Raw genomic sequence first — 10,116 nt, forward strand, 5'->3', positions numbered from 1 at the left:
CGAGTAGTGGTACGACGAGGCCCATATGCCGGGATCCGATGGGTCAGCCGACCTTTTCGAACTCCGGCTCGCGGCGCTCGGTGACCTGCGGGTTGCGGATCTTGAGGGCGATCCAGCCCGCGCCCAGGGCGATGGTCCAGCCCGCCATGACGTAGAGGCAGACGCGGGAGTCGGGGTCGTAGGCGATGAGGCCGGTGACGAAGAGCAGGAACGCGATGGCCACGTAGGAGAACTTCGCGCCGCCGAGGGCCGGGAAGGACGAGGCCGGGAGGCGGCCCGCGTCGACCGCGCGGCGGTAGAGGACGTGGCTGACAAGGATCATCAGCCAGGTCCAGATGCCGGCGGCGGTGGCGACCGAGGTGACGTAGCCGAAGGCCTTCTCCGGGACGACGTAGTTGAGGACCACGCCGATGCCCATGAAGGCGACGGAGATCGTGATGCCGGTCGCCGGGGTCTTGGACGCGGAAAGCCTGCTGAAGACCTTCGGGGCCTCGCCGTTGTCCGCGAGGGTGCGGAGCATGCGGCCCGTGGAGTACATGCCCGAGTTGCAGGAGGAGAGGGCTGCCGTCAGGACCACGAAGTTGACGATGCCGGCGCCTGCCGGGATGCCGATCTTCGCGAACGCCTCGACGAACGGGCTGACGCCCGGGGCGAATTCGGTCCACTTGACGACGCAGAGGATGACCGTGAGGGCGCCTACGTAGAAGAGGGCGATGCGCCACGGGAGGGTGTTGATCGCCTTGGGGAGGGTCTTCTCCGGGTTCTCGGACTCGCCCGCGGTGACGCCGACCAGCTCGACGGCGAGGTAGGCGAACATGACGCCCTGGAGGGTCATCAGGGAGGAGCCGATGCCCTTGGGGAAGAAGCCGTCGAACTGCCAGAGGTTGGCGACGGAGGCGGTGTCACCGGCGCTGCTGAAGCCGAAGGTGAGGACGCCCAGGCCGATCACGATCATGCCGATGAGCGCGGTGACCTTGACCATCGAGAACCAGAACTCGATCTCGCCGAACAGCTTCACCGAGATCAGGTTGGCCACGAAGAGGATCACCAGGAAGGCGAGTGCGGTCACCCACTGGGAGACGGCGGGGAACCAGTAGTTGACGTAGATGGCGGCGGCCGTGAGTTCGGCCATGCCGGTCACCACCCACATCAGCCAGTACGTCCAGGCGGTGAAGTAGCCGAAGAACGGGCCGAGGAACTCGCGCGAGTACTCCGCGAAGGAGCCCGACACCGGGCGGTACAGGAGCAGTTCGCCCAGCGCCCGCATGATGAAGAAGATGATCACGCCCGCGAGGGCGTACATGAAGATGAGGCTGGGACCGGCCTTGGCGATGTTCGCCCCGGCTCCCAGGAACAGTCCGACGCCGACGGCGCCGCCGATCGCGATCATCTGGACCTGACGGCTGCCGAGCCCGCGCTCGTACCCCTCCTCGGGGGTCTTGTCCGTCCCGACCTGAGCGGAGGTCATGTGTGGTGCGCCTTTCTCCGAATCCCCCCATGGACTTGGAGCTGCCCGGCCGAGGTCCGTCGGCCGCATGGCGAACCCGGCGGGACATGGGTGGCGTCCGCCGGGCGGTCGTGAAGATCTATCACGGTCAGAATCGCGATCGGCGGGGACATTTGTGGCACACACCACAGGGAGAAGCGGACAAAAAGGAGCGACGGCCAGCATTCCTGGCCGTCGCGGTGACGTGATCGTTATCCGGATTTGAGGGTCCGCTGAGCGAACGGAACGGCTGCTCCGGTCAGCGCATCAGGGTTCAGCGCATCAGAGTGTTGACCAGCGTCTCCTGGAGGCCGCCCAGCCAGAGGTACGCCATCACCATCGGCTTGCGCGGGTCCTCGTCCGGGAGCCGGTAGAGGTCGTCGGTGTCGTCCTCGTCGGTGATGTCGAGGCGTGAACCGATCGCCAGGCGCAGGTCGTTGAGCGAGCCGAGCCACTGCCGGGACTCCTCGGCGGTGAGCTTGAGGATCGCGCCGCCGTCGCCCCCGAGGGTCAGCGCGTCGAGGGTGCGGACCACCGCGAGGGCGTTCTCGCGCTTGCCGGCCCTGAGGTCGTTCTCGGTGAAGCGGCGGAACTCGGCGGAGTGCGCCATCCGCTCCTCCGCGTCCTGCGGGGAGTCGGGGGCCTGCTCCGGGTCGGTGTACGCGTCCGGGAACAGCCGCCGGAGCACCGGGTCGGCGGGCGGTTCGCTCGGGCCCTCGGCGAAGAGTTCGGCGAGCGGGTCGTCGGAGGCGTCCTCGCCCGGGCCGGGGCCGACCAGCTCAAGGAGCTGGACGGCCAGCGAGCGGATGATCGAGATCTCGACGTCGTCGAGGGCGACGGCGGCGCCGCCGTCGCGGAGCGGTTCGAAATGTCCTGGCATCGGGATGGGTCGCTACTTCCGGTCCTGCTGGAGGGTGGCCCACAGACCGTAGCCGTGCATCGCCTGCACGTCGCGTTCCATCTCCTCGCGGCTTCCGCTGGAGACGACGGCACGGCCCTTGTGGTGGACGTCGAGCATGAGCTTGTGGGCCTTGTCCTTGGAGTAGCCGAAGTACGTCTGGAAGACGTACGCGACGTAGCTCATGAGGTTGACCGGGTCGTTGTGCACGATCGTGACCCAGGGGACGTCCGGCTCGGGTACGGCGAAGACCTCCTCCGCCGACTCGGTGCGTTCGATCTCCAGGGGTGCGGGTGACGTCACACGGCCCATGCTGCCACCACAAGGGGGGCCCCGCACAAATGGACCCCACAAATCGTCAGAGTGACGAGATGGGAGTACGATCCCTTGCCATGAACACAGCGGACCTTGGGCTGCCGGTGGACGTTCCCTCGACGGCGCTCTTCACCGACCACTACGAGCTGACGATGCTGCAGGCCGCCCTCAAGGCGGGGACGGCCGACCGGCGTTCGGTCTTCGAGTGCTTCACCCGCCGACTGCCCGAGGGGCGTCGCTACGGCGTGGTCGCGGGCACCGGACGCGTGCTGGACGCGGTGGAGAACTTCCGGTTCGACGCGGACGTCCTCGGCTTCCTGCGCGAGCGGAACGTCGTCAACGAGGAGACCCTGGAGTGGCTCGCCGCGTACCGCTTCAGCGGGGACGTGTGGGGCTACCCGGAGGGCGAGGTGTACTTCCCGGGCTCGCCGATCATGCGGGTCGAGGGCTCGTTCGCCGAGTGCGTGCTCCTGGAGACAGTGATCCTCTCCATCCTCAACCACGACTCCGCGATCGCGGCCGCCGCCTCCCGCATGGCCTCCGCCGCCGGAGACCGCCCGCTGATCGAGATGGGCGCCCGCCGCACCCACGAACTCGCCGCCGTCGCCGCCTCCCGCGCCGCCTACGTCGGCGGCTTCGCCACCACCTCCGACCTCGCGGCCGGTTTCCGCTACGGCATCCCGACCGTCGGCACCTCCGCGCACGCCTTCACCCTGCTCCACGACAACGAACGCGACGCGTTCCAGGCCCAGGTGGACTCGCTGGGCCGCAACACCACACTGCTCGTCGACACGTACGACGTCACCGAGGCCGTCCGTACGGCAGTTGAGGTCGCCGGGCCCGAACTCGGCGCCGTCCGCATCGACTCGGGCGACCTGCTGCTCGTCGCGCACCGGGTGCGGCAGCAGTTGGACGAGCTGGGCGCCGTCAACACGAAGATCGTCGTGACCTCCGACCTCGACGAGTACGCCATCGCCTCGCTGGCGGCGGCACCGGTGGACGCGTACGGCGTCGGCACCCAGCTGGTGACCGGGTCCGGGCACCCGACCTGCTCGATGGTCTACAAGCTGGTCGCGCGCGCCGAGTCCGCCGATCCGAAGGCACCGCTGGTGCCGGTCGCGAAGAAGTCGAGCGGCGGCAAGACGTCGATCGGCGGGCGCAAGTGGGCGGCACGGCGGGTCGACGACGAGGGGATCGCGGAGGCCGAGGTCATCGGCACCGGGCCGGTCCCGGCCGAACTGGCCGACCGGCAGCTACTGGTGGAGCTGGTCAAGGGGGGCGAGGTCGTCGCGCGGGAACCGCTGGACGTCGTACGGGACCGGCATGCGGGGGCGCGGGGCAACCTGCCGCTGTCGGCGACCCAGTTGTCGCGTGGGGAGGCCGTGATTCCTACGGAGTACGTGCATCTGCGGTCGGGTAGTTAAGACCCGCACGAAAATCACGGGTGCACCCTCCCGCAGTGCCGCCGAAGTCTCTAGGCTCGAATCTCACACCGTCGGAGGACACCACCATGCGCCGCGCCTTGATCGTCGTTGACGTGCAGAACGACTTCTGCGAGGGAGGCAGTCTCGCGGTGTCCGGTGGTGCCGACGTGGCCGCCGCCGTGACCGAGCTGATCGGGCAGGCGCCCGCCGGGTACCGGCATGTCGTGGCCACCCGTGATCACCACATCGCGCCCGGCGGGCACTTCGCCGACAACCCCGACTACGCCCGTTCCTGGCCCGCGCACTGTGTCGCGGGCACGGAGGGGGTCGGGTTCCACCCGAACTTCGCGCCCGCGGTCGCATCCGGGGCGATCGACGCCGTCTTCGACAAGGGGGCGTATGCGGCGGCGTACAGCGGGTTCGAGGGGCGGGACGAGAACGGGCTGTCGCTCGGGGAGTGGTTGCGGGCGCGGGAGATCGACGAGGTGGATGTGGTCGGGATCGCGACCGATCACTGTGTGAAGGCGACCGCGCTGGATGCCGTGCGGGAAGGGTTTCGTACGCAGGTGTTGCTGGACCTGACGGCTGGGGTGGCCAAGGAGTCCACCGACCGGGCGTTGGAGGAACTGCGGTCGGCGGGTGTGGAGTTGACCGGCAAGCCGGTCGTCTAGCCGTTCTTTTTCTGCCGACCGGTGGGGCTGGTCGCGCCCACGCGGCGGAGCCGCAGATCGATACAGCCCAGCGCCCTTAGAAGGGGCGCTGCGGTGCACCCGGATTCATACGGCCGTCTTCTCGGGGTCGTCCACCGGCTCCGTCGCCGGATGTTGGCGGCTCAGGCTCTCGCCCTCGATGTCGACGTTCGGGAGCAGGCGGTCCAGCCAACCCGGTAGCCAGGAGATGCGGTCGCCCAGGATCGCGAGGACGGCCGGGACGAAGGCCATGCGGACGATGAAGGCGTCGAAGAGGACGGCGATCGCGAGGCCGAAGCCGATCATCTTGATCATGGAGTCGCCTGCGGTGATGAAGCCCGCGAAGACCGAGATCATGATGAGGGCGGCGGCCGTCACGACGCGGGCGCTGTAGCGGAACCCGGTCGCGATCGAGGCGTGGGCCGCGCTGCCGTGGACGTAGGCCTCGCGGATGCGGGAGACGAGGAAGACCTCGTAGTCCATCGCGAGGCCGAAGACGATGCCCACCAGGAAGATCGGCATCAGGCTCATGATCGGGCCGGTGGTCTCCACGCCCAACAGGCTTGCGCCCCAGCCCCATTGGAAGACCGCGACCACGCAGCCGAGGGCGGCGAGCACCGAGAGCAGGAAGCCGACGGCCGCCTTGATCGGGATGACTATCGAGCGGAAGACCAGCAGGAGGAGCAGTACCGCCAGGCCCACGACCACGATCAGGTACGGGACCAGGGCGCCGCTGACCTTCTGGGCCACGTCGATGTTGAGGGCGGTGGTGCCGGTGACCTCGAAGGTCGCGCCGGGGGCCGCCGTCTCTATCGCCGGGCGGTCGTCGCGGATGGTGTGGACGAGGTCCACGGTCTTCTCGCTGGTCGGTGCCTCGGCGGGTACGGCGGTGAACAGGGCGGTGTTTCCGGCCGAGTTGAAGCGGACCGGGGTTACTGACACCACGCCCGGTACCGCCGCGATCCGGCGCTCGACCGTGGCTGCGGCGGCCTTCGGGTGGGCGGAGTCGGTCACGTCCACCACGACCGTCAGGGGGCCGTTGAAGCCGGGGCCGAACGCCTTGGCGAGGTCGTCGTAGGCGCGGCGTTCCGTGGTCGCGGTGGACTTGGCCTCGTCGCCGGACTGGCCCAGTTGCAGGCCCAGCACGGGGAGGGCGAGGACCACCAGGGCGGCGACCGTGCCGAACAGCACCGGCCAGGGGTGGCGCAGCACGAACCCGGCCCAGCGGCTGCCCATGTTGCCGGCCACGCCCTGGATGCGGCGGCCGGTGGTCTTGTAGCGGCGGGAGAGGACGGCACGCGGCCAGAAGCCGAGCAGGGCGGGGACGAGGGTCAGCGCGATGAGGACGGCGAGGGCGACCGCGGCGGCCGCGCACAGCCCCATCTTGGTGAGGAGCGGGATGCCCACGACGGAGAGGCCGGCGAGTGCGATGACGACCGTGAGGCCGGCGAACACGACCGCCGAACCGGCCGTGCCCACGGCCAGGCCCGCCGCTTCCTCCGTGGTGTGGCCGTTGGCGCGTTCCTCGCGGTAGCGGAAGACGACGAACACGGCGTAGTCGATGCCGCAGGCCAGGCCGAGCATCGTGGCGAGGGTGCCGGTCGTGTCGGAGAGGCCGAGGGTGCTGGCCAGCGTGGTGATCGCGGTCATGGAGATGGCGACGCCGAGGAGCGCGGTCAGCAGCGGGAGTCCGGCGGCGGCGAGCGATCCGAAGGTGATCAGCAGCACTACGGCGGCGATGCCGACGCCGATGACCTCGCCGACGCCACCCGCCGCGGGCTGGGCCGCCAGGGCGGTACCGCCGATCTCGACGGTGAGGCCGGAGGCGCGGGCCTGCTGGGCCGCGTTCTTCAGGTTGTTCTTCGCGGCGTCGGTGAGGTCGTTGGCCTGCACCGTGTACGTGATCGTCGAGTACGCCGTCGTCGCGTCCTTGCTGACCGCGCCCGCCAGGAAGGGGTTCACGGCGCTCGCGACCTGCGGTCCGCCGGACACCTCGTCGACGAGCCGGACCACGGCCGCGCGGTCCGTACCGGTGGTGATCTTCTGCCCACCGGGGGCGACGAACACCACACGGGCCACGGCGCCGTCCGCCTGCACACCGGGGAAGCGCTGCTGGATCAGGTCGAAGGCCCGCTGGGACTCGACGCCCGGGGTGGAGAAGGTGGTGGCGGGTGCCTCGGCCGCCTTGCTGGAGGCGAAGCCGAGGGCCGCGAGGATCACGACCCAGAGGACGGTCACATACCAGCGCCGGCGAAAGGCCAGACGCCCCAGGCGATAGAGGACGGTAGCCACGAACGGGCCTCCGCAGCGGTCTAGGGTGCCCCGAGCCATCCCAGGATGGGGTCGATCGCCCCGGGCCGCCTGTCGGGGCCACACGGGCCACTCAGGACGGGTCCACGTCGCGCCCTCGTCTGCGACGCCCTCGCGGCTACGCCGAGGCCGCGGGCCTCCGTAGCAGCGCCCGGATCGGGTGCCACAGCTCCTGCGGCAGCTCCGGGCCCGGGATCGCGACAGCGTTGTCAGGAGCAGGAGCCGTACGCCATATCAGGCCGTCGGGGTGGTGCAGGACGGCCGTGATCTCGTCCGGGGTCGGCGGCTCCGCGTTGCCGCGCAGGTAGACGGCCCGCATTCCGAGGTTGCGGAGCCGGGTCAGGGCCCGGGCGCGGTTGCGTGCGTGGACGAGAACGCGGACGCAGCCGTCACCCTGGGCGCTAGGTCTGGGCAGGTTCAACGCCACCACCACGCTGCCGGTCGGCAGCCTGCAGAAACCTCCTGCGGACAATGCGGTCACACCCCCTGGCGGGTCGAGGTCGAGGTCGGTGTCAATAAGCCAAGCACAGGACGCACCTAAACACGGATCGGCGGCGACCCGCCAGGGGGTCACCGCCGATACGTTTCTGACCTGCGCTTTTACCGACTACTTCGCCGAAGGACCGACCTGGAGGCTCACCGTCGAGCCGTCGTGCGACTCCTTGGTGATCTTGATCCGGGTGTTGGTGTCAGTGATCTTGACACCGGCCGTCGGGTTCGACGTGTCGTAGTAGGTGGACCTGCCGTCGTCGAAGACCGGCACGCCCGGCTGCGACTTGATCTTGGTGGCGACGTCCGCGTTGTGCAGCGTCATCGAGTCCGTCCGGTCCAGGCCGAACGGCGAGTCGTAGGCCTGCACGCGGTTGCGCATCAACGTGCCGTTGGACCACTTCAGCTGCGTCGGGTGGGAGTCGATCGGCAGGATCAGACCCTCACCGGCGTGCTCGCTGGTGTTGTCGTCCGCCTGCGAGGTGTCCCACTTCCAGATCAACAGGCCGTTCTGGTAGGCGTAGTGCTCCACCCAGTCCGGACGGGTCGTCGAGAAGCCGAAGTTGTACGGGCCGACCTTCAACACCTTGTCGTACGACACGTATTGACGGTTCTCGGCGATGTAGTACTGCGCGTAGTCGTCCGTGAAGGACGAGCCGATGCGGGTGAAGCCCTTGGCCGTCCACGCGGGGTCGGCCGTCTCGGCGTTGTCGGAGAAGAGGGCGGCACCGTCGGCGGTCACCGTGATCTCGTCGGCGGTGAAGCCCTTCTGCGCCACACCGCTGTCCGTCTGGTAGCGGAAGCGGACGTCGACCTTCTGGCCCGCGTAGGCGTCCAGCGGGTACGTCAGCTTCTGGTACGCGGCCGCCGTGCCGGTGAGGGCCGGGTTGCCGCTGCCGTCACGCGGGATGGCGGAGCCGTCGGCGAGGGTGCCGTCGATCGGGGTCCAGCTCGTGCCGCCGTTGGTGGACACCTCGGTGTAGAGGTAGTCGTAGTCGGCCTCGGCGTCGTACCAGCCGTCCAGGGTGAGCGCGGCGGACGTCTTCCCGGTCAAGTCCACCGACCGGGAAAGGGTGTTGCTCAGGCTGTTGCCGCTGCCGCTCCACCACTGCGTGGCGCCCTGCGCCGGGGCGACGACCTCGGTGGTGACGGCCTTCTCGGGCAACTGCACCACGAGTGCTTGTGCGTTCTTGGTGTTGTACTCCGCGACGCCCAGCGTGTGCTTCGACTTGGTGCCGGCCTTGGCGATGTCGTAGTCCAGCCAGCCCAGTTGGAGCTTGTCCCAGGCGTTCATGTCGCCGGGCAGGTCACCGATCGCTTCCTTGCCGGTACCGAGCCAGGAGCCGGACGACATCAGCGTCCAGAAGCCGGTGGAGTTCTCGCCGCCCGCGGTGTCGTACTCGTCGGGCAGGCCGAGGTCGTGGCCGTACTCGTGGGCGTAGACGCCGAGTCCGCCGTTCTCCGGCTGGATGGTGTAGTCGCCGACCCAGACGCCGGTGTCGCCGACCTGGGTGCCGCCGAGCTTGTTGGTGTCCGGGCCGGTGGAGCCGGCGTCGGTGCCGAAGGCGTACCAGCGGTGGGCCCAGATCGCGTCCTCGCCCTGCGCGCCGCCGCCGGCGGACTCGTCCTCACCGGCGTGCACGATCTGGAAGTGGTCGATGTAGCCGTCGGGCTCGTTGAAGTTGCCGTCGCCGTCGTAGTCGTAGCGGTCCCACTGGTCGAACTGGGCCAGCTCCGTCTTGATCTCGGCGGCCGTGTCACCCGCGGCCTCGCGCTGGGCGACCCAGGCGTTGACGCCGTCCTGCACCGCGTACCAGGCGCCGGTGGAGGCCTTGTTGGAGCCGTAACGGGCCTCGTTGTAGGGGACCTTGACCCAGTCGGTGACCTCGCCGTCGACCGAGTAGCGGCCCGAGGACTGCTTCTCGTAGTACTTCTTGAGCGACTCGGTCTTCTTGCCGGTGCCGAAGTACAGGTCCTGGAAGTGCGCCTGGTTGTAATCCGCCTGCCAGGCCGTCGAGTTGTCCTTCGCCCGGTCGGGCGCGGCTATCTGGTTGTGCAGCGGGCCGACGGTGCCGCCGTAGCGGCTGTCGACCTGGTCGCCGAACTCGACCAGGATCGTGAAGATCTTGTCGGTCTTCTCGCGGCCCAGTTCGACGTACTTGCTCTTGCCGCCCTTGCTCTTGAGCTGGACGACCTGCGAGCCGTTGCGGTCCTTGACCGACGCCTTGCCGGATATGACCTGGTTCAGGGCCTCTTGGCGCTGCGCGTCCTGCGTCTTGCTCAGCGGGCCGTCGAGGTCGTGCTCCTTCTGTGCGACCGGTGCCGGGTCGTGCCGGTCCACACTGGCGGAGTTGGCCGAGGTACCGGCCTCCGCCACGGCGAACGTAGAGAACGTGGCGGTGGCCGCCGCGAGGGCGACGCCCACCGCGGCCGCTCTGAACGTCCAGGGTCTGCTGGTCACTTGAGGTCCTCCCCTGCGCACCCGACCGCGCGGAAGGGGGGTCC

8 protein-coding genes are annotated in these 10,116 nt (G+C 69.0%); 2 read left to right on the forward strand and 6 right to left on the reverse strand.

The window, feature by feature from the left end; genetic code table 11:
• Positions 1-43 precede the first annotated feature (43 nt).
• The 3 genes from OG496_RS23490 to clpS all read right to left on the reverse strand — a co-directional run bounded on the left by OG496_RS23490 (position 44) and on the right by clpS (position 2,696).
• Positions 44-1,468, reverse strand: coding sequence for an amino acid permease (locus OG496_RS23490; protein ID WP_405972294.1), 1,425 nt, complete (start codon positions 1,466-1,468; stop codon positions 44-46).
• 292 nt (positions 1,469-1,760) lie between these two features.
• Entirely contained in the window at positions 1,761-2,366 is a 606-nt protein-coding gene (locus OG496_RS23495; RefSeq protein WP_366490525.1) for a DUF2017 domain-containing protein, read from the reverse strand.
• A gap of 12 nt (positions 2,367-2,378) precedes the next feature.
• The gene (gene clpS, locus OG496_RS23500) at positions 2,379-2,696 is read right to left on the reverse strand and encodes an ATP-dependent Clp protease adapter ClpS (protein WP_019056726.1); all 318 of its coding nucleotides are present in this window, start codon (positions 2,694-2,696) and stop codon (positions 2,379-2,381) included.
• Between the two features lie 80 nt (positions 2,697-2,776).
• On the opposite strand from clpS, the gene OG496_RS23505 reads away from it, so the two are divergent.
• Positions 2,777-4,123 (forward strand): nicotinate phosphoribosyltransferase, encoded by a 1,347-nt coding sequence (locus OG496_RS23505; RefSeq protein ID WP_405972295.1) that lies wholly within the window; start codon positions 2,777-2,779, stop codon positions 4,121-4,123.
• A gap of 86 nt (positions 4,124-4,209) precedes the next feature.
• Positions 4,210-4,794, forward strand: a complete 585-nt coding sequence (locus tag OG496_RS23510; protein ID WP_399392097.1) for a nicotinamidase — start codon at positions 4,210-4,212, stop codon at positions 4,792-4,794.
• A gap of 105 nt (positions 4,795-4,899) precedes the next feature.
• Here the strand turns inward: OG496_RS23510 and OG496_RS23515 are convergent, their stop codons facing one another.
• From OG496_RS23515 to OG496_RS23525, 3 genes are all read right to left on the reverse strand, one after another.
• Positions 4,900-7,104: an MMPL family transporter gene (locus tag OG496_RS23515; RefSeq protein WP_405972296.1), complete on the reverse strand. Its 2,205-nt coding sequence runs from the start codon at positions 7,102-7,104 to the stop codon at positions 4,900-4,902.
• A 136-nt stretch (positions 7,105-7,240) separates the two neighbouring features.
• Positions 7,241-7,594: a hypothetical protein gene (locus OG496_RS23520; protein WP_366491341.1), complete on the reverse strand. Its 354-nt coding sequence runs from the start codon at positions 7,592-7,594 to the stop codon at positions 7,241-7,243.
• A gap of 135 nt (positions 7,595-7,729) precedes the next feature.
• A complete protein-coding gene (locus OG496_RS23525; RefSeq protein WP_405972297.1) occupies positions 7,730-10,072 on the reverse strand; it encodes an immune inhibitor A domain-containing protein in 2,343 nt (780 codons plus the stop codon).
• Between the last annotated feature and the right edge of the window lie 44 nt (positions 10,073-10,116).

Source organism: Streptomyces sp. NBC_00988, from assembly GCF_045162645.1.
In the GTDB taxonomy this organism is placed as follows: Bacteria; Actinomycetota; Actinomycetes; order Streptomycetales; family Streptomycetaceae; genus Streptomyces.

Coding starts and splice junctions, on each gene's coding strand:
- clpS (WP_019056726.1), bottom strand. CDS start 2,696: ATGGGCCGTGTGACGTCACCCGCACCCCTGGAGATCGAACGCACCGAG.
- OG496_RS23490 (WP_405972294.1), bottom strand. CDS start 1,468: ATGACCTCCGCTCAGGTCGGGACGGACAAGACCCCCGAGGAGGGGTAC.
- OG496_RS23505 (WP_405972295.1), top strand. CDS start 2,777: ATGAACACAGCGGACCTTGGGCTGCCGGTGGACGTTCCCTCGACGGCG.
- OG496_RS23495 (WP_366490525.1), bottom strand. CDS start 2,366: ATGCCAGGACATTTCGAACCGCTCCGCGACGGCGGCGCCGCCGTCGCC.
- OG496_RS23510 (WP_399392097.1), top strand. CDS start 4,210: ATGCGCCGCGCCTTGATCGTCGTTGACGTGCAGAACGACTTCTGCGAG.